This window comes from Sinorhizobium fredii USDA 257, from assembly GCF_000265205.3.
Classification (GTDB): Bacteria; Pseudomonadota; Alphaproteobacteria; order Rhizobiales; family Rhizobiaceae; genus Sinorhizobium; species Sinorhizobium fredii_B.
Map to the genome: position 1 here is coordinate 6459645 of NC_018000.1, position 16815 is coordinate 6476459.

13 protein-coding genes and 1 pseudogene are annotated in these 16815 nt (G+C 63.1%); 4 read left to right on the forward strand and 10 right to left on the reverse strand.

Translation table 11 applies throughout. The features are described from left to right. Positions 1-202 precede the first annotated feature (202 nt). The 4 genes from iolD to USDA257_RS30305 all read right to left on the reverse strand — a co-directional run bounded on the left by iolD (position 203) and on the right by USDA257_RS30305 (position 6346). Positions 203-2056 (reverse strand): 3D-(3,5/4)-trihydroxycyclohexane-1,2-dione acylhydrolase (decyclizing), encoded by a 1854-nt coding sequence (iolD, locus tag USDA257_RS30290; protein ID WP_014766807.1) that lies wholly within the window; start codon positions 2054-2056, stop codon positions 203-205. A gap of 120 nt (positions 2057-2176) precedes the next feature. Further along, on the reverse strand, positions 2177-4129 hold the full coding sequence (locus USDA257_RS30295; RefSeq protein ID WP_014766808.1) for a bifunctional 5-dehydro-2-deoxygluconokinase/5-dehydro-2-deoxyphosphogluconate aldolase: 1953 nt from the start codon (positions 4127-4129) through the stop codon (positions 2177-2179). A 109-nt stretch (positions 4130-4238) separates the two neighbouring features. Next, on the reverse strand, positions 4239-5099 hold the full coding sequence (locus USDA257_RS30300) for a MurR/RpiR family transcriptional regulator (RefSeq protein WP_014766809.1): 861 nt from the start codon (positions 5097-5099) through the stop codon (positions 4239-4241). A gap of 116 nt (positions 5100-5215) precedes the next feature. Then, positions 5216-6346, reverse strand: coding sequence for a Gfo/Idh/MocA family protein (locus USDA257_RS30305; protein WP_014766810.1), 1131 nt, complete (start codon positions 6344-6346; stop codon positions 5216-5218). Positions 6347-6603: 257 nt separating this feature from the next. Here USDA257_RS30305 and USDA257_RS30310 point away from each other — a divergent pair, with 257 nt between their 5' ends. Continuing rightward, complete coding sequence (locus USDA257_RS30310) at positions 6604-7452, forward strand: class II glutamine amidotransferase (RefSeq protein ID WP_014766811.1); 849 nt, start codon at positions 6604-6606, stop codon at positions 7450-7452. Between the two features lie 14 nt (positions 7453-7466). On the opposite strand, the gene coaBC is transcribed toward USDA257_RS30310, so the two are convergent. The 6 genes and pseudogenes from coaBC to ubiE all read right to left on the reverse strand — a co-directional run bounded on the left by coaBC (position 7467) and on the right by ubiE (position 13523). Continuing rightward, positions 7467-8672, reverse strand: coding sequence for a bifunctional phosphopantothenoylcysteine decarboxylase/phosphopantothenate--cysteine ligase CoaBC (gene coaBC, locus USDA257_RS30315; RefSeq protein WP_014766812.1), 1206 nt, complete (start codon positions 8670-8672; stop codon positions 7467-7469). Positions 8673-8836: 164 nt separating this feature from the next. Further along, positions 8837-9379, reverse strand: coding sequence for a YbhB/YbcL family Raf kinase inhibitor-like protein (locus USDA257_RS30320; RefSeq protein ID WP_014766813.1), 543 nt, complete (start codon positions 9377-9379; stop codon positions 8837-8839). Between the two features lie 140 nt (positions 9380-9519). After that, a pseudogene (locus tag USDA257_RS30325) lies at positions 9520-10364 on the reverse strand (helix-turn-helix transcriptional regulator). A 95-nt stretch (positions 10365-10459) separates the two neighbouring features. Beyond that, positions 10460-10963: a GNAT family N-acetyltransferase gene (locus USDA257_RS30330; protein ID WP_014766815.1), complete on the reverse strand. Its 504-nt coding sequence runs from the start codon at positions 10961-10963 to the stop codon at positions 10460-10462. A gap of 204 nt (positions 10964-11167) precedes the next feature. After that, complete coding sequence (gene ubiB, locus USDA257_RS30335; RefSeq protein WP_014766816.1) at positions 11168-12742, reverse strand: 2-polyprenylphenol 6-hydroxylase; 1575 nt, start codon at positions 12740-12742, stop codon at positions 11168-11170. Positions 12743-12746: 4 nt separating this feature from the next. Further along, positions 12747-13523 carry a bifunctional demethylmenaquinone methyltransferase/2-methoxy-6-polyprenyl-1,4-benzoquinol methylase UbiE gene (ubiE, locus tag USDA257_RS30340; RefSeq protein WP_014766817.1) on the reverse strand — a complete coding sequence of 259 codons (777 nt, stop codon included), beginning with the start codon at positions 13521-13523 and terminating at the stop codon, positions 12747-12749. Positions 13524-13752: 229 nt separating this feature from the next. On the opposite strand from ubiE, the gene mutM reads away from it, so the two are divergent. The 3 genes from mutM (at position 13753) to rpsT (ending at position 15911) form a co-directional block, all read left to right on the forward strand. Further along, a complete protein-coding gene (gene mutM, locus USDA257_RS30345) occupies positions 13753-14643 on the forward strand; it encodes a bifunctional DNA-formamidopyrimidine glycosylase/DNA-(apurinic or apyrimidinic site) lyase (RefSeq protein WP_014766818.1) in 891 nt (296 codons plus the stop codon). Between the two features lie 37 nt (positions 14644-14680). After that, entirely contained in the window at positions 14681-15454 is a 774-nt protein-coding gene (locus USDA257_RS30350) for an enoyl-CoA hydratase (protein WP_014766819.1), read from the forward strand. A 190-nt stretch (positions 15455-15644) separates the two neighbouring features. Beyond that, positions 15645-15911 (forward strand): 30S ribosomal protein S20, encoded by a 267-nt coding sequence (gene rpsT / locus USDA257_RS30355; protein WP_014766820.1) that lies wholly within the window; start codon positions 15645-15647, stop codon positions 15909-15911. Positions 15912-16815 lie beyond the last annotated feature (904 nt).

Below are 16815 nucleotides of genomic sequence, written 5' to 3' on the forward strand. Positions count from 1 at the left end.
AGGCGGACGGTTCGTTGTCTTGTGTACGGGGGGCGACAAGGCCCCTCATCCGGCTGCCGCCACCTTCTCCCCGCAGACGGGGAGAAGGGATGTGCCGCGCCCTCCATATCCCCTCTCCCGCTTTACGGGGAGAGGGTTAGGGTGAGGGGCAATTACATGCAGAACGGCGCCCGCGCGAGAACACGCGGGCGCCGAGTTCTGATCAGCCGAAGCGCTGCGATTGGAGCGCTTTCTCATAACCCTCGCGCGCCGTCTTCACTTGCTCGCGGTCCGAAATCTCCGGAACCGCGACGTCCCACCAATGGCCGCCGGCCTCTGTGGTGATCAGCGGATGGGTGTCGATGACGATCACGGTCGTGCGCTGCTCGCTTGCGGTTTCCGCAAGCGCGGCTTCGAGTTCCGTGATCGAGCGGACCTTGCGGGTGACCGCGCCCATCGCGGCGGCGTGCGCGGCAAAGTCGATCTCAGGAAGCTCGACGTGGTGGGTGTCCTGCAAGAGATTGTTGAAGTTGGCGCCGCCGGTTTCCATCTGCAGCCGGTTGATGCAGCCATAGCCGGCATTGTCCAGAAGCACGATCGTGACCTTGGCGCCGAGCATGATCGAGGAGGCGATTTCCGAGTTCAGCATCATGTAGCTGCCGTCGCCGACCATGACGATCACGTCACGTTCGGGTCTGGCGAGCTTCACGCCGAGGCCGCCGGCCACCTCATAGCCCATCGTCGAGAAGCCGTATTCCATATGATAGCCGCCGGGCTTTTCGGCCTGCCAGAGCTTGTGCAACTCGCCGGGCAGACCGCCGGCCGCGCAGACGAGCGTCGTCTTCTGGCCGCCGCGGGCGCGCTGGACGGCACCGATCACCTGGGCGTCGGAGGGAAGCGCCGCATTGGTCGTGGCCGTCGCCTTGTCGGCCTCGGCAAGCCACTCGGCCTTGCCGGCCCTTGCCTTCTCGGTCCAGCTTGGGTCAGCCCTGTAGCCGCCGAGCCCGCCGGAGATCCGGTTTAGGCCGGCCCGTGCGTCGGAAATCAGCGGCAGGCCGTTATGCTTGCCGGCATCGAAGGGCTGCACATTCAGGCCAATGATCTTCAGTTCGTCGTTCTTGAAGAGCGCCCAGGAGCCGGTGGTGAAATCCTGCAGCCGCGAGCCGACGGCGAGCACCACGTCGGTCTCCTCGGCGAGTGCATTGGAAGCGGAGGTCCCGGTGACGCCGACGGAGCCCATATTGAGCGGATGCGAGTGCGGCAGTGCTGACTTGCCAGCCTGCGTCTCCATGACGGGAATGCCGTGCTTCTCGGCGAAATCCTTAAGCTCGACGGTTGCTTCCGAGTAGAGCACGCCGCCGCCGGCGATGATGATCGGCTTCTTGGCTTCCTTCAGCGTTGCGATCGCCAAGGCCAGCTCGTCGAGATCAGGCTCGATGCGGCGCGGCATCCAGACCTTCTCGTCGAAGAAGGATTCCGGATAGTCGTAGGCTTCCGCCTGGACGTCCTGGCAGAGCGACAGTGTCACCGGGCCGCAATCGGCCGGGTCGGTCAGGACCTGCATGGCGCGGCGAAGCGCCGGAATGATCTGCTCGGGCCGGGTGATGCGGTCGAAATAGCGCGACACAGGGCGGAAGCAGTCATTTGCCGAGATCGTGGCGTCCCCAAAACTTTCCACCTGCTGCAGTACCGGGTCGGGGCGGCGATTGGCGAAAACGTCGCCGGGTAGGAAGAGGACCGGCAGGCGGTTGACATGGGCGAGTGCCGCCGACGTCACCATGTTGAGGGCGCCGGGACCGATCGAACTCGTGCAGGCCATGAAGCGGCGACGGAAGCTCGCCTTGGCGAAGGCGATCGCCGCGTTCGCCATGCCCTGTTCGTTCTGGGCGCGATAGGTCGGTAGGGTTTCCCGGATCTGATAGAGCGCCTCGCCGACGCCGGCGACATTGCCATGGCCGAAGATCGCGAAGACGCCGCCGAAGATCGGCACGCGCCTGCCGTCGATGACGGTCATCTGCCGGGTCATGAACCGCGCCACGGCCTGTGCCATGGTCAGCCGCACGGTTTTCTGGCTCATTTTGAATTTCCTCCAGGTGGCGAAGTCCGCTCCGCCCATTGTCGTTTGATGCCGCCGGCGGCTATCGATTCCGTAAGGTAGAGCAGGAGGCGGGCGCTTCCCACTTTATCCTCGTCATGATCAGGCAGCCTTGGTTTCACCCAATTGCAGCCACAGATCCACCAAGGCCTTGAATTTCGCCGCCATGTCGGCGACGGCCTCTTCGTCGGTCATCGAGCCAGTGAGCCAAGCCTTGGCAGCGTCGGCAAAGATCGTCCGGCCGACGGCAAATCCTTTCACGGTCTTCGATGTCCTTGCCGCCGCAAAGCCGTCCTTGAGGACATCGTAGGGGGCCTCGAGCCCGAGGAGGACGACGCCCCTGCAGAGCGGATCGCGTGTCTCGATCACGGTGTCGATGGCGGCCCAGGCGCTGCGGCTCGCCTGCGGCTCGAGCTTCCACCAATCGGGTTTCAGGCCGGCATCATAGAGCTCGGTGAGCGCCCGCGGGATTGTGTCGTCGTCGAGCGGGCCGTGCTTGCCGGCAATGATCTCGATCAGGATTTCGCGGCCGACCTTGCGTGCCGCCTCGAACGCCGAACGCAGCTTGGCGACCTGGGTGGCTTTGAGTTCCGCCGGATCGTCCGGGTGGTAGAAGGACAGCACCTTGATGCAGTGATCGACGGGCCAGTCGATGAGGCGGCTGCCGAGATCCTGGCTGAATTCGAACTGCAGCGGCCGCGAGCCCGGAAGCTCGATCGGCTTGCCGATCCAGAAGTCGCGGTAGGCACCGGCGGCATAGAGCGCGTCGCGGCCATATTTGTCGTCGATCAGCATGCCGAAGCCGGCCCGGCCGCCGGCGACGTCGGCGGCGGCCTTGACGGCGAGTGCCTTGAAAGCCGGGATGCGCGCCAATAGTTCCGGATTGCCCTCGGCGAGATCCTCCAACTGGCTGCGGTGGTCGATGGCGAGCGCCATCAGCAGCGGGATCTCGCGGCGGCGCGTCGTCGCCCAATGCACGTGGTTGATCGCCTCGTCCTTCCGCAGCGCCTTCTCCTTGCTGCCGTTTTCCAGGAAGAACTGCAGTTCGACCCAGGTCGGAATTTCCGGCGCGCAGAGCAGCCGCGACACGGCAAAGGCGCCGCAGGCATTGGCCCAGGTGGCGGAGGTTGCATGCGGCTCTCCCTTGAGCCAGCCGCGCAGAAAGCCGGACATGAAGGCGTCGCCGGCGCCGAGGACGTTATAGACCTCGATCGGGAAGCCCTTGCCGACGATGCCGTCTTCGAGATCGTCCGAGATCGGCCCGTCATAGACGATGCAGCCCATCGGCCCGCGCTTCAGAACGATCGTCGCCTGGGACAGGGAACGGATCGTCTTGAGGGCCTGGAGCAGGTCGCTCTCGCCAGAGGCGATCAGGACCTCTTCCTCGGTGCCGACGATCAAGTCGCAGTCGCCGAGCACGGTCTTCAAGTGCGCCGAGACGCGGTCGGAAGCGATATAGCGGCTTTCGCCGGCATCGTGGCCGGCAAGACCCCAGAGATTCGGGCGATAATCGATATCGAAGACGATCCTCGCGCCGCTCTCCTTGGCAATCCGGATCGCCTTGCGCTGCGCGGCATCCGTGTTGGGCTTCGAGAAATGCGTACCCGTGACGAGTATGGCGCGGGCGGAACGGATGAAGTCTTCCGCAATATCGTCCTCATTGAGGGCGTTGTCGGCACAATTGTCGCGGTAGAAGAGCAGCGGGAAGGATTTCTCGTTTTCTACGGAAAGAATCGCGAGTGCGGTCAGGCGTTCCGGATCGGTGACGATGCCGCGGGTCTCCACGCCCTCGCGTTGCAACTGCTCGCGGATGAAGCGGCCCATCTGCTCGTTACCGACGCGCGTCAACAGCGCCGATTTGAGACCGAGGCGCGCGGTGCCGACCGAAATATTGCAGGGGCAGCCGCCGACCGACTTGGCAAAGCTCGCCACGTCTTCAAGTCGCGTGCCGATCTGCTGACCGTAAAGGTCGACCGAGGCTCTGCCGATCGTGATGATGTCGAGGGGCTTGGCGCCCTGTACCGATGGAATTTGGGCCGACGGACTCTGGCTCACTGCTTCCTCCCCGCGAACGCCGCGCTAGCGCCGACAGTTATCTTTATGTCATGGGCGATGCGCATATGAAACATAAATTCCGTCATTTCGTCAATATGGAATTTCCGTTCTATATTGACGCGGCGTCCTCCGCACGCCGGCGCTTTTCGGCGATGGCCACGGTCAGCGCCATGGCGAAGGCCATGCTGGCCGAAAGCGAGCGGAAGCCGGCGTGATCGGCCTCGACGAGTTCGAACCAGACCTTCGACGACTCGGCAAGCGGCGAGAAGGCGGAATCGGTCAGCGACACGACGGGCACCCTGCGGCCGGCGAGCAGGCGTGCCTGGGCCGCACTTTCCGATGCATAGGGCGAGAAACTGACGGCGAAGGCGGCATCCTGTTTCGTCGCCATCGCCAGCATGTCGTCGTCGATGCCGGCGGCCGTGCCGACATGTTGGTACTTCACCTTCAGCTTGCCGAAGGCATAGGCCATGTAGCTGGAAATCGGGTAGGAGCGGCGCTTGGCGATCAGGTAGATCGTATCCGCCTTGGCGAGAATGTCGACAGCCTGCTCGAAGGCTTTCGGGTCGACCGATGTCGCAATGTTTTCGAGCGAGCGATGCGCCGCCGCGACGAAGCCGTTGAAGATCGAGCCGCTTTCGAGCTTGCTGTGCTCGTTGCCTCTGAGCGCCTTCAACCGGTCCTCGTAGCCCGGCGTCCGCTCGCGCAGGCGAGCCCGAAAGATCTGCTGAAGGCTTGAAAAACCTTCGAAGCCGAAATGCTGGGCGAAGCGCACGAGCGTCGAGGGCTGGACGTCGGCGGAGGTGGCGATGCTTGCCGCCGTGCCGAAGGCGATCTCGTCCGGATTGTCGAGCGAATAGGCGGCCACCTGCTTCAGCCGCTTCGGCAACTGCGCCTTGCGCTCCAGGATGACGGCCTTCAGTGCCTCGAAATCCTGCGGGACATCCGTGGTCGTCTCCGGCATTGACATCGTTCAGCGTCTCCAGGCCAGCTCGCGTTCCGTTTGCCTCACTCTAATCGGTTAGCCGTCGCCGGCATAGAACAAACATTCTATTTCGCAGATGTTTTTCCGCCTGCAATCGAGGATTAGCCGATGTCGACCCACTCGTTGGTCCTGGCCGACCGGTAGGTGGCCGAAAGCACCTTCTGGACCTCATAACCTTCGCGGAAATCGGTCGAAGGCTTTCCGCCCTTGGCAATCGCCTCAAGGAATTCGTGCACCTCGATGGCCTTAAGGTCGTTGAAGCCGATCTGGTGTCCGGGCGCCACGCAGAAGGCGCCATAGGGTGGATGTTCCGGCCCCGCCCAGATGGTGCGGAAGCCGCGGCTGCGAATGTCGTCGCCGGCATAATAGACCTTGATTTCGTTCAGTCGCTCCTGGGTAAAGGCGATGCTTCCCTTGGAACCGTAAATTTCGAAGTCATGCTGCATCTTGCGGCCGGTGGCGATCCAGTTCGCCTCGAAACTGCCGCTCGCGCCGTTCTCGAAGCGAACGAAGGCACGGGCGATGTCGTCGACTTCGACCGCACGGGTCTCTGTCGCGTCGCGCGAGACCGGACGTGCCGGTATATGGATCACGATTTCGGCGAGAACGGATTTGATCGGCCCGACGAGGTGGCGCATGCAGGCGATGATGTGGCTGCCGATGTCGGCAAGCGCGCCGCCGCCGCTCCTCGGATCGAGACGCCAGGCCCACGGAATGTTGGCGTCGGCCATGAAATCTTCGGCATGGATGCCGCGGAACGATCGGATCTCACCGATCTCGCCGCTGTCGATGATGTCCTTGGCGAGGAAGATCAGCGGATTTTTCAGATAATTGAAGCCGACCTGGGTGACGAGGCCCGCCTTCTCGGCCGCCGCGACCATTTTGGCGCAGTCGGCAACGGTCGGCGCCAGCGGCTTCTCGCAATAGACGTGCTTGCCATGGGCGATCGCCGCCAGCGCCATCTCCTTGTGCAAGAGGTTCGGCGTGGTGATGTCGATGATGTCGATTTGCGGATCGGTCAGGAGATCGCGCCAGTCGGCGGTCGCATTCCTGAAGCCGAGACGCGCGCGGGCGACCTCGGCGCTTTCGGCGGTCGCGTCGGCAACGGTCACCAGATCCAGTTCGAAGGGCAGGTCGAAGACCCGTGCTGCGATCGCGAAGCCAAGCGCATGGGCCTTGCCCATGAAGCCCGTACCGATCAAGCCGACGCCCAGTTTGCGCTTGCCGCTCATGTCGTTCCTCCCGGGCCGAGCCCCTCGCATGACGGGTGGAAATGAAATGAAATGTGCGAAGCTTGTCAATGTGGAATGTTTGTTCGAAATTGCCTTTGCGTGTGCTGAGCGTTACAGCTCCGAGGTTTCGCTACTTTGAAAAGCACGCCATGCAAAAAGCGTTAACGCATTTTTACCATGTTCCGTTGGAACATCGCCGTGACGCTGGTCGGCGAATCGCGTTTTATCAGAAGACCCTGAACCGGAGTGATCGACGCATGTGCCGCTGGGCAGCCTATCGTGGAGAGCCGCTTTATCTTGAGGAACTGGTCACCTCACCGGCCCATTCGCTGATCGAACAGTCCCATTGCGCGACGCGAGCGAAGACGGCCACCAATGGCGACGGCTTCGGCATCGCCTGGTATGGCGATCGCGACGAGCCGGGCCGCTATCGCGACATCCTGCCCGCCTGGTCCGACTGCAACCTGAGGAGCATTGCCCGGCAGATCCGCTCCCGTCTCTTCCTCGCCCATGTTCGCGCGGCGACCGGCGGCGGCACGCGACGCGACAATTGCCACCCTTTCGTGCATGGCCGCTGGGCTTTCATGCACAATGGCCAGGTCGGCCATTTCGAGCATCTGCGCCGGCCGATGGAAAATGTGCTCGCTGACGATCTCTATGCGGCCCGCACCGGCACGACGGATTCGGAGCTGCTGTTCCTCCTGGCCCTGCAGTTCGGCCTCGACCGCAATCCCCTCGGCGCGGTTGCCGAAGCACTCGGCTTCGTGGAACGCCTGGCAGAGCAAATGAGCCTGAGGGTGCTCGTCCGCTTCACCGCGGCGTTTTCCAACGGCAATGATCTCTATGCGGTCCGCTATGCCTCCGACCGCAAGGCCCCGACCCTCTACGCCGCCCCGATGGGACCGCAGGGCGGCTATTGCCTGGTCTCGGAGCCACTCAATGACGACGACAACGCCTGGGCCGAGATTCCGGACGGCTCGGCCGTCATCGTCGGCGAAAGCGGCGTCGACGTCCGGCTTTTCAGCGCGACCGACGTTCCGGTTCGGGAGCCCGTTGCCGCGGCCTCCACGTCCTTGAAGCGCGCAAGCAGCGCCCCTGTCGCCTGATCGAGGACGGGCCGTTACGGCAAGAGCTTCGTGGTGATCAGCGCTGCGAGCTTGTCGGCCACGTCGTCCTTCGCCATCTCCGGCCACTCTTCGGTGCCGTCGCGGCCGATCAGTTTGATCCGGTTGCTGTCGCCCCCCATGATGCCGGTCGCCGGCGAAACGTCGTTCGCCAGAATGTAGTCGGCGCCTTTCCTTTCGAGTTTGGCGCGGCCGTTCTCGGCGACGTTTTCCGTCTCTGCCGCAAAGCCGATCACCAGTTTTGGTCGTGATGCATGATGCCCGATGGTCTTCAGGATGTCGGGGTTCTCGGCAAGCTGCAGCGGCGGCGGGGCATCGCCCGGCCGCTTCTTGATCTTGTTGCCGGCGGCTGAGGCGACGCGCCAGTCGGCAACCGCCGCGACCATCACGGCGACATCGGCCGGCAAGGCGGTAACGACCGCGTCGCGCATCTCCTCGGCGCGCTCGACGCGGATGACGCGCACGCCGGCGGGATCGGGGATTGTCACTGGCCCGGAGACGAGGGTGACGTCCGCCCCGAGCCGCGCCAGCGCTGCGGCGATCGCATGGCCCTGTTTCCCGGATGAGCGGTTGGCGATATAGCGAACCGGGTCGATCGGCTCGTGCGTCGGCCCGGAGGTGACGATCGCCTTCCGCCCGGCAAGCGGCTTCGCGCCGGCGAGCAGATCCTCGATCGCCGCGACGATCTCCAAGGGCTCGGCCATCCGGCCCTCGCCGGCCTCGCCGCTCTCGGCCATCTCGCCCCAGGCCGGGCCGACGAAGCGGATGCCGTCGGCGGCGAGCGTCGCGCTGTTCCGACGCGTCGCCGGATGCGTCCACATCTTCGGGTTCATCGCCGGGGCGACGAGCACAGGACGATCGGTCGCGAGCAGGACGGTCGAGGCGAGATCGTCCGCGTGGCCGTTTGCCATCTTGGCCATCAGGTCGGCCGTCGCCGGCGCCACGACGACGAGGTCGCATTCGCGCGCCAGCCGGATATGGCCGACATCCTGCTCGTCCTCGCGCGAAAAGAGGTCCGTATAGACATAGGAGGCGGAAAGCGCCCCGACTGCAAGCGGCGTCACGAACTGCTGCGCCCCCGCCGTCATCACAGGCCGCACCGCGGCGCCGCGCTCGCGCAGCCGGCGGATGAGGTCGAGGCCCTTATAGGCCGCGATGCCGCCGGAAATGATGAGGAGAATACGCTTGCCCGACAGTGTCATTCCGCTTCGACCCTTGGCCGCTCCTTGTCCCTTTGTCCGGACCCTAGCCGACGGGATCGCCGCGCGCAATTGGAGCGCCGCCGGCGAGGACGTGGCCGGCAACGCTTGTACCTGCGGCGGGAAATCCGCAGCAGGTACAAGAGCGTTTCTGCCTCTGGCGCCGGTCAGCGCTCGTACGTGACCTCGATCGTTGCCTGGTCCAGCGCATTGGCCCGGACGAAGAACGCAACCATGGCGGCCGGGGCGTCTTTGTCGAGTGGGAGTTTGTCGAGGGACAGAGCGTAGACCGTGAACTGGTACCGGTGCGGCCCATGGCCTTCCGGCGGGCATGCACCACCGTAGCCGGACGAACCGAAGTCGGTGCGGCCCTCTATCGCGCCCGAGGGGAGCTTTCCCTCTCCGCTTGCGCCGGTCGCAATCTCAGTGGCATCGGCGGGAAGGTTGAACACCGTCCAGTGCCACCAGCCGGAGCCGGTGGGGGCGTCGGGATCGTAGGCCATGATGGCGAAGCTCTTGGTGCCCGAGGGCGTACCCGACCATTTCAATTCTGGCGAGATATTCTTGCCGCTGCAGCCGAAGCCGTTGTAGACCTGCATATCGGCCATGGATTTTCCGGCCGCCAGGTCGCTCGAGGTCAATTTCATTTCTGCGTGCGCAGCAGTGGCGCCGATGAAACTCAGGGCGAGAAGTGTCGTGATGAAACGCATGGGTCTTTCCTGCAGTTGCTAGAGCAATTCCAGAGAAAGTGTGTAACGGTTTTCCGTCCGGAATTGCATAGTTTCAAAGGGTTAGGTCATTTCAGCGTTTCCATGAAACAGCGAAACGATCTAATTCAGCAACCGTATTCTCAGGCGGACACGCTGTCTCTCCTGATATGCTCAACTTCTGCCCCGATCCGCTCAAATAGTCCGAAATCTCCTCGTATCTCGCGCGGATTGATGCCGAACCGCTCCTTGAATCGGGCCGAGAACTGAGATGGCGAGCCGTAGCCCACCTCCTCGGCGACATGGGCGATCGGCAGGGTGGTCGTTTGCAGCAGCGCCAGCGCCCGCGTCATGCGCGTATCGCTCAACGTTTCGCTGAAGCTGGTGTTTTCCGCTGCCAGCTTACGTCGAAGCGTGGCCTTGCTCATGTGGAAGCTGCGGGCGGCCTGGCCCAAGGTCCAGTTGTGGGCGGGGTCCAACTCGATCATCTGGCGCAGGCGATGCTGCAAGAGAGGGCTTCCTTGGTCTCCCAACACGGCGCCGCTGAGCGCGAACCAGGTGATGAGTTCGATCAAGCGGACCGTGGCGATGGGGGTGGGGAGTTTCGCGAAGCTTTCCGAAGAGCAGCAGAGATCAAACAGCTCCACTGCCTCGGCGGGCAACTCCAAAGCCTTCACCGGTAGCACTGTTCGGGGAGGCGTGATGAAAGCCAAACGGGCGTAGGTTTCTTCGAACAAGGCACGTGGTACAGGCAGGATGCGCGCTTCGTAGTTCTGCGGTGCCCTTGGAATGTTCTCCATCGTCATGGGCTGATGGTCGGGCAACAGCCGGCTGAGAGGCGCAAAGGAGTGTCGCGAATAACCACGACCTTGTTGCCCGAGCGCACATGAATAAGCACGGGAGTGGTATTCGTCAGACGATGAAAGCACGTCCTTCCTCCCTGTCGGATGACGGCGCCGGCTGGAACAGGAGGGGTTTCGTACTTCATGCATCCTCTTTACCTCCTCGGTTGACGAATGCCAGGCCGGTCATCCATCCCGATACGCCTGCCGCCCGCAAGTTCTGCCCATTGCTACCATTCTTTCATCGGCGCAGCCGAGCCATGGTCAGCACGTCGGCGAGTTGACCGTCACGCAAGGCGTAGGACTTCAGGACGCCCTCGGTGACGAAGCCCGCGTTGCGGTAGAGGCCGATCGCCGCTTCGTTGTCGGTGAAGACCGTCAATTCGATGCGGGAGATGCCGAGCCAGCGGTCTGCCGCCTTGATCAACGCCTCGAGCAGCGCCTTGCCGATGCCGCGCCGGCGGTAGTCGTCATGGACCGACATGCCGAGGTCAGCCGCATGCTGCCGCCGCCCCTTGTGGCGGTGCAATCCGGCGAGCCCGACGATCTGTCCCTCGAACTCGGCGACGATGATCATATCGTTTTCCGTTAGGCTTTCGAGCCAACGGCGCGTCTGCTCCGGCGGTGCGAAGGGCAGGCGCAGCGTTCCGTTGCGAACGCCGGGCAGATCGCGTAAGGCGGCGAGCGCTTCCCAGTCGGCAATGGATGCGGCGCGGATATGGAGTGCGGGCGAACCAGCGTTCATTGTTTCCTCTCTCTTTTTTCCGAGGAAACAGAGCCGAACCCTGCTCGCCTCGGCAGGGTTGGCTTGAAGACACTTCGCTTAACGCAACAGGTCTCCCGCACACCCTGAGGTCTGCGTGGTCACCAGCATCACGAGCGAAAAACGATTGTCCATGGGCGGATACTATTCCAGGATACAGGAATTCTGAAGCGATTTTCCCGCCGCTCAGACAAGCTGCCAGGCGATGAAAACGAGCGTTGCCGCGATCACCCAGAGCGCTAGGCGGCCCGAGCGTGTATGGCGCGCCTCCGCCTTGCCGATCGCCTCCGCCGTTTCTGGATCGAAGCGCAGGCCGTTCTCGCTCATCGCCATGATATCGGCGGAGAAGCGTTCGGTGCGCGCGGCGATTTCCGGAACGGCTTCGGCAACCCGAAGCGCCGCGTGCAGCCCGTCGCGCAGATCCGTGACAATACGTTTCGGGCCAAGATTGTCGCGGATCCACTTGCCGACGACCGGCTCGGACGCCTTCCACATGTTGAAGCGTGGGTTGAGGGTGCGGGCGACGCCCTCGACGACGACCATGGTCTTCTGCAGCATGACGAGCTCGGGACGCGTCTGCATGTCGAAGAGCTCGGTCACCTCGAAGAGCAGCGTCAGAAGCTTGGCCATCGAGATCGTTTCGGCCGGCTGGCCGTGGATGGGTTCACCGATCGCCCGGATCGCCTGGGCAAAGCTCGCCGCGTCGTGATGTGAGGGTACGTAGCCCGCCTCGAAATGCACGTCGGCAACGCGCTGGTAGTCGCGCGTGATGAAGCCGAAGAGGATCTCGGCGAGGAAGCGGCGCTCCTTCTTGCCGAGCCGGCCGACAATTCCCATGTCGACGGCGACGATATGGCCGGCGTCGTCGACGAACAGGTTGCCCTGGTGCATGTCGGCGTGGAAGAAGCCGTCGCGCAGCGTGTGGCGCAGGAAAGACTGGATCAGCGTTTCGGCGAGCCGGTTGAGGTCGTGGCCGGCGCGCTTCAGACCTTCGATGTCCGACATCTTCACGCCGTCGATCCATTCCATCGTCACGACGTCGCGACCCGTGCGTTCCCAGTCGACCTTGGGTACGCGAAAACCGGAGTCTTCCTTGGTGTTCTCGCCGAGTTCGGAAAGTGCGGCGGCCTCGAGCCTCAGGTCCATTTCGACCTTGGTCGTCTGTTCGAGCGTTTTCGTCACCTCGACCGGCCTCAGCCGCCGGGTATAGGGCAGGAACCGCTCCTGCATGCGCGAAACCAGGTACATCGCCTCGATATCCGAGGCGAAGCGCTGGCGCACGCCCGGACGGATGACCTTGACGGCCACCTTTTCCCGCCTGCCGTCACGCAGGACCACGGCCGGATGGACCTGAGCGATCGACGCGGCTGCCATCGCTTCGGAAAATTCGACGAACAGCGCCTCGACGGAGCGGCCGAGGGAACCTTGTATGGCGGCGCGGGCCTCGCTCTCGGGAAACGTCGCCATCCGATCCTGCAAGAGCGAGAGGTCGGCGGCGAGTTCCGCGCCGACGACATCCGGCCGTGTGGCGAGAAACTGGCCGATCTTGACATAGGAGGGGCCAAGCCGTTCGACGGCCCGGGCGAGCCGGCCGCTGCGCGCCTCGGACCGGGCTCTGCGGCGGGCAAGCAGCCCGGCGAGCCGCTGCACGAAACGCGCCAGCGGAGGAAGGTGTTCGGACGGAACCGCTGCAAAGGCGTCCTCGCGCGCCAGCACCCAGCCGATCCGCACGAGACGGAAATATGCTCCAGGCGTGCTCATGCGGTCAGATTTTCCAGCCGGAATGTAACGCTGCGATGCCGCCGGTGTAGTTGGTGAAGGAGACGCGGCCAAAGCCGGCGGTGCGGATCATCGCGGCGAAATCACGCTGGTTCGGGAACTTGCGGATCGATTCGACCAGATACTGGTAGGGCGCGTCGTCGCCGGTGACGAGCTTGCCGAACTTCGGTATCGCGTTGAACGACCAGGCATCGTAGAAGCGGTCCAAGAGCGGCATCTCGACGTCGGAGAATTCGAGCACCAGGAGCCGGCCGCCGCGCTTCAGCACGCGGTGGGCCTCCGCGAGCGCCACCTCGATGCGCGGCACATTGCGAATGCCGAAGGCGATCGTATAGGCATCAAAGGAATTCGCCGCGAAGGGCAGGTCCTCGGCATTCGCCTCGACGAATTCGAGATTGGCGAGGAGCCCCTTCTTGCGGGCCCGTTCGGCGCCGACGGCGAGCATCGAGCCATTGATGTCGAGCACCGTCGCATGCGCCCGGCGGTCGGAGGCTTCGACGATGCGGAAGGCGACATCGCCGGTGCCGCCAGCGACGTCGAGCACCCGGTAGTGCTCCCGGCGCGGCGGGTTGAGCGCGGCGATCATCGCATTCTTCCAGACGCGATGCAGACCGGCCGACATCACGTCGTTCATGATGTCGTAGCGTTTGGCGACCTTGTGGAAGACGTCGTTGACGAGCGGCTGCTTTTCGCCCGTGCCGACTTCGCGGAAACCAAAGGAGGTCTCCATTCCGCCATCGGCCGATACGCGCTCATCCGTCATACGAAAACTCCACTCCAACGAATTTTGCCGGCACCATAGCGAAATCATCCCGCCCGCGCTATCTCAGCGGCGGGATCTGGGCGCGACATAGCGCATCCCTATAGGATATCAATCTGGCTATGGGAATGGCGCGTTCACAGCACTCCGGCGTTGTGCGTCTTTGAGACACACAACGCTCCCTGTAAGAATGTTGCGGACGGAATGAACAAAGAATGAAGGACGACGGCCGATGCCGGAACTGCCTGAGGTCGAAACGGTCAAACGGGGATTGGCGCCGACGATGGAGGGGGCGCTGCTGGTGCGCGCCGAACTGCGCCGGCCGGACCTGCGCTTTCCCTTTCCCGACAATTTCGCCACCGCCATTTCTGGCCGCCGCATCCTCGCGCTGTCGCGTCGGGCCAAATATCTGATGATCGACCTCGAAGGCGGCGATGTGATAGTTGCGCATCTCGGCATGTCCGGGTCGTTCCGCATCGAGGCCGGCGCGGAGCCGACAGTGCCCGGCGAATTCCATCGTCCGCGCAGCAAGGATGAGAAGCACGATCATGTGATCTTCCATCTCGAGGGAGGGTCCGGCCAGACGCGCATCATCTACAACGACCCGCGCCGCTTCGGCTTCATGGACCTGGCGCGGCGCGATACGATCGCCGAGCACGCCTTCTTCCGCGATCTCGGCGAGGAGCCGACTGGCAATGCGCTCGACGCCGCTTATCTGGCTGTCCGGTTCACCGGAAAGTCGCAGCCGCTGAAGACGGCGCTGCTGGACCAGAGGACGATCGCTGGCCTCGGCAATATCTATGTGTGCGAGGCGCTGTGGCGATCGGGCTTGTCGCCGAACAGGGCTGCCGGAACGCTGGTCGACAAGCGCGGACGCCCGAAGCAGGCCTTGTTCGCGCTTGTGGAGGCGATCCGCGCTGTGATTGCCGACGCGATCGCTGCCGGTGGCTCGTCGCTCAAGGACCATATTCAGGCAGATGGCAGCCTCGGCTATTTCCAGCATGCCTTTTCCGTCTACGATCGGGAGGGCGAGGCTTGCCGTACGCTGGACTGCGGCGGTACGGTCGCCCGCATCGTTCAGGCAGGGCGTTCGACCTTCCATTGCCCGCGCTGCCAGAAATAGAGCTTGCCGCAATCGAGATCGAAGTGGAGGAGACGACATGAGTTACGAGACGCTGCTGGTCGAAACGCGCGGGCGCGTCGGCCTGATCACCCTCAATCGGCCGCAGGCGCTGAATGCGCTGAATTCGACCCTGATGCGCGAGCTTGACGCGGCGTTGAAAACCTTCGATGCGGACAAGGGCGTCGGCGCGATCGTCATCACCGGCTCGGACAAGGCATTCGCGGCCGGCGCCGATATCAAGGAAATGCAGTCGCTCGATTTCGTCGACAGCTACCTTGGCGACTTTCTCGGGGGTTGGGAGCATGTCGCCGGGGCCCGCAAGCCGATGATTGCGGCCGTTTCCGGCTTTGCGCTTGGCGGCGGCTGCGAGCTCGCCATGATGTGCGACTTCATCATCGCATCGGAGACGGCGAAATTCGGTCAACCGGAAATCACCCTCGGCGTCATTCCCGGCATGGGCGGGTCGCAGCGCCTGACGCGCGCGGTCGGCAAAGCGAAGGCGATGGACCTGATCCTGACCGGCCGCATGATGGACGCTGCCGAGGCGGAGCGGGCGGGCCTCGTTGCGCGCATCGTCGCACCCGAGAGGCTGATGGAAGAGGCGCTCGCCGCGGCGGAAAAGATCGCCTCGCTCGCGCTTCCGGCGGTGATGATGGCGAAGGAGGCGGTCAACCGCTCGCTGGAAGTGACGCTTGCCGAGGGCCTCCGTTTCGAGCGGCGGCTCTTCCAGGCGCTTTTCGCCACCGAAGACCAGAAGGAAGGGATGGCCGCCTTCGTCGGCAAGCGCAAGGCGGATTTCAAACACAGGTGAATGCGGAAGCGCGGGTTTTCGCAAAATGCGCGTTGACGCAAGGGCGGTTTCCCGCTATACGCCGCCCTCAGTTTGAAACGCCATCTCGCATGGCTTTCCGATACTGCTCCCGAATTGCTTTGGTTGACAGGTCGCAGCGACCCGGCACGGCGAAGGCGGAGTTCATGTCAGTTTTCGAAGAGAGGCATCAATGGCCAATACAACTTCGGCGAAAAAGGCGACTCGCAAGATCGCGCGCCGTACCGCAGTGAACAAGGCTCGTCGTTCGCGCGTCCGCAACTTCGTACGCAAGGTTGAAGAGGCGATCGCTTCCGGCGATCAGGCGCTCGCCGCTGCTGCCCTGCAGGCAGCCCAGCCGGAGCTGATGCGGGCCGCCACCAAGGGCGTGCTGCATGGCAATACCGCATCGCGCAAAGTGTCTCGTCTGGCGCAGCGCGTGAAGGCCCTTTCGGCCTAACCCGGCTAAATAATAAGCAATTGACGAAAAGCCCGGCGCACGCGCCGGGCTTTTCGGATTCATAATTCTGCCATTGTCATAGCTAACCTGCCTGGATGGCGGTTGTGTCAGGGCCGTGACAGAAATGTGCAAGTGATTTCAACGGGTTGCGCGAGGTTCCCGCCAGCGTCACGTCTCCGTGTGGCGCCGTCTTCGACGCAATGTGAGTCAAGAAAATTTTTATTTTTTTCTTTTTCGCCAGCTAATCATGGCGGCAAAAATCAAAACCCTTGATTCAAAAGCGATTCTTGCGGGACTCGCAAACGCCCATGCAAAACGCCGCACGAGAGTCAACCGGCAGCGCTTAAGAAGCGGTAAAAATCGCCATTGATCTTGCCCCTCGATCCTGCCTAAATGGCTTCCACAGGGGACACGGATTACATCTGTATAAAGAGGTTTGAAGTCATTTCAACGAGATGGCTTTGGATTATCTGTTCCCTGTGGCGGGGGAAATCCACGTCGTTCAATCAGACAAGTCGAGATGGTTAAGCCGGACGAGCTTCGTCGCGGAACGAGGACATTTCGCCTTACGGTTGTCGGTGTGGTTCCCATCGATACTGTGTCGGTGTGCGTTCAAGAGGAAAGGAGACCACCTCGGCTACCCGCTTCGTACGAGGGTGCGGTGTAGTCACAATGGGTAGGACCGGATGGCTTGAAGACGGCCGCACGGAATCGATAGGACTAGGCGCGAGGGGACATTCGCTTGATCGAGGCGAGCGGGGGAGCGCAGCGCGCGGCGGGACGGGATATGAGGAGCCCGGTTTCGTTGCGACAGGGCGTTCGTCGGGCGCGGCATGGCTTTGGAGGCAGCCGTGTCCGATGGACATAAAGATGAGGCCGGCAGCGAATGACGGCATCGGATAAT

Excerpts from the sequence above, each read along its gene's own strand:
- USDA257_RS30310 (WP_014766811.1), top strand. The coding sequence starts at position 6,604 with ATGTGCCGCTGGGCAGCCTATCGTGGAGAGCCGCTTTATCTTGAGGAA.
- ubiE (WP_014766817.1), bottom strand. The coding sequence starts at position 13,523 with ATGACGGATGAGCGCGTATCGGCCGATGGCGGAATGGAGACCTCCTTT.
- ubiB (WP_014766816.1), bottom strand. The coding sequence starts at position 12,742 with ATGAGCACGCCTGGAGCATATTTCCGTCTCGTGCGGATCGGCTGGGTG.
- USDA257_RS30330 (WP_014766815.1), bottom strand. The coding sequence starts at position 10,963 with ATGAACGCTGGTTCGCCCGCACTCCATATCCGCGCCGCATCCATTGCC.
- mutM (WP_014766818.1), top strand. The coding sequence starts at position 13,753 with ATGCCGGAACTGCCTGAGGTCGAAACGGTCAAACGGGGATTGGCGCCG.
- USDA257_RS30350 (WP_014766819.1), top strand. The coding sequence starts at position 14,681 with ATGAGTTACGAGACGCTGCTGGTCGAAACGCGCGGGCGCGTCGGCCTG.
- USDA257_RS30320 (WP_014766813.1), bottom strand. The coding sequence starts at position 9,379 with ATGCGTTTCATCACGACACTTCTCGCCCTGAGTTTCATCGGCGCCACT.
- coaBC (WP_014766812.1), bottom strand. The coding sequence starts at position 8,672 with ATGACACTGTCGGGCAAGCGTATTCTCCTCATCATTTCCGGCGGCATC.
- USDA257_RS30300 (WP_014766809.1), bottom strand. The coding sequence starts at position 5,099 with ATGTCAATGCCGGAGACGACCACGGATGTCCCGCAGGATTTCGAGGCA.
- USDA257_RS30305 (WP_014766810.1), bottom strand. The coding sequence starts at position 6,346 with ATGAGCGGCAAGCGCAAACTGGGCGTCGGCTTGATCGGTACGGGCTTC.
- iolD (WP_014766807.1), bottom strand. The coding sequence starts at position 2,056 with ATGAGCCAGAAAACCGTGCGGCTGACCATGGCACAGGCCGTGGCGCGG.
- rpsT (WP_014766820.1), top strand. The coding sequence starts at position 15,645 with ATGGCCAATACAACTTCGGCGAAAAAGGCGACTCGCAAGATCGCGCGC.